This is a genomic window from Planctomycetota bacterium, from assembly GCA_026387035.1.
GTDB lineage: Bacteria > Planctomycetota > Phycisphaerae > FEN-1346 > FEN-1346 > JAPLMM01.
Genome location: JAPLMM010000065.1, coordinates 1 through 1,531, shown reverse-complemented (window position 1 = coordinate 1,531; position 1,531 = coordinate 1). Strand labels below are relative to the sequence as shown.

The following is a 1,531-nucleotide window of genomic DNA, read 5'->3' as shown; positions in this document are numbered from 1 at the left end:
AGCCGCCGACAAACCCCGCAGCGCCGAGGTCAGCCGAAAGACCAAGGAAACCCAAATCACCCTCCGCCTCGACCTCGACGGCCGGGGCGGGGCGGACGTCGAATCCCCCATCGGGTTCCTCAACCACATGCTCGCGCTCCTCGCGCGCCACGCCTCGATCGACCTGGCCGTCAAGGCCGCGGGAGACACCGACGTGGACCCGCACCACACGGTTGAAGATATTGGCATTTGCCTGGGCCAGGCCCTCGCCGAGGCGCTCGGCTCGAAGGAGGGGATTGCGCGCTTCGGCTGCGCGGCCGTGCCCATGGACGAGGCCCTCGCCCAGGTGTCGCTCGACCTCTCGGGCCGGCCGTTCCTCGTGTACCAGGTCGAGTTTCCCGGCGAGCGTGTCGGCGAGTTCGAGACGGAACTCGTCCGCGACTTCCTCCAGGCCTTCGCCACGCACGCCAAGATGACGCTCCACGTCCGCGTTCCGTACGGCTCAAACGATCACCACATCGCCGAGGCCGTTTTCAAGGCCCTCGCCCGCGCGCTGCGGGCCGCCGTCGCCCGCGACCCCCGCGTCACCGGCACGCCTTCGACCAAGGGCGTGTTGTAACACGCGACGCTAAGTGCGCATCACGGAACGCGCTCGCCTGCGGCTTGCGGCTAATCATAATGTTTAGCCGCGAGCCGCAGGCGAGCGCGCGTTGTTGAGGAGACGAGCGCGTTACGACCCCGACCGTTCCACACCGAACGGCATCACAAACGACCACTGTTGTCGCGTCAGACCTTCCTTGGCGGGATTGTCCTCAACATAGCGAATGGCGCGCCGGACGTCGGCCGGAGTCCCAAGGAACACTTTCCACAGGCCGCGCGCCCACGCATGAGGCAACCGGCCGCACTTCTCCCGCAGCGATCCTAAAGGATAAAGCCCCCCCGACATCAGTTGCCGCGTCGCCGCTCCCTTGAGCAAGTTGGCAATCTGCTCGATGGGATAGCGGTGCTGCTCCACGACCAGGTGCGTGTGTTCCGGAAGGATCGAGCACGCGCAGATATTCAGCGCGCTTCTGTTCACCAAGGCGCCAAAACCGCGCCCAATCGCACTCGCCTGTCTGCCGGTGAATCGGACGGCGGGGTATTTCAGGACCTGCTTAGCGCGAGCGCGCGCCCGGCGATCGTGCAGTTCTCCGGCCAGCGACCGGCGTTCGTCGGTCTTCGTGGCCCGGCCGAAACGGACAAGTTCCCAAGCCCCGACAAAATCCGACCACGAACCGCGAGGATCGTTCGGCAACCAGAAACCGTAGGCGGTGAGGATGACGTGAAATCCGATGACCATGGTTCTAACGCGCTCCCTTTCAGGTCGCGGCTAAGCGTTCGCGCTCGCCTCCGGGTCGCGGCTAATCATAATGTTTAGCCGCGAGCCGGAGGCGAGCGCGCGCCGTTCGAGCGCCCGCGCGAACATATGACGTTCCCGCGCCGCCGCACGTCATTCTAAAAGCGCCGTCTCGGGCAACTCGCCGACGAGCGGCAGGCAGTAATCCCGGAACGT

At 65.6% G+C, this 1,531-nt stretch carries 2 protein-coding genes; one reads left to right on the top strand and one right to left on the bottom strand.

Translation table 11 applies throughout. The features are described from left to right. Positions 1–55 precede the first annotated feature (55 nt). Entirely contained in the window at positions 56–598 is a 543-nt protein-coding gene (hisB, locus tag NTX40_01970) for an imidazoleglycerol-phosphate dehydratase HisB (protein ID MCX5647852.1), read from the top strand. 111 nt (positions 599–709) lie between these two features. Here hisB and NTX40_01965 read toward each other — a convergent pair whose 3' ends face one another. After that, positions 710–1,318 carry a hypothetical protein gene (locus NTX40_01965; GenBank protein ID MCX5647851.1) on the bottom strand — a complete coding sequence of 203 codons (609 nt, stop codon included), beginning with the start codon at positions 1,316–1,318 and terminating at the stop codon, positions 710–712. Positions 1,319–1,531 lie beyond the last annotated feature (213 nt).

Excerpts from the sequence above, each read along its gene's own strand:
- NTX40_01965 (MCX5647851.1), bottom strand. The coding sequence starts at position 1,318 with ATGGTCATCGGATTTCACGTCATCCTCACCGCCTACGGTTTCTGGTTG.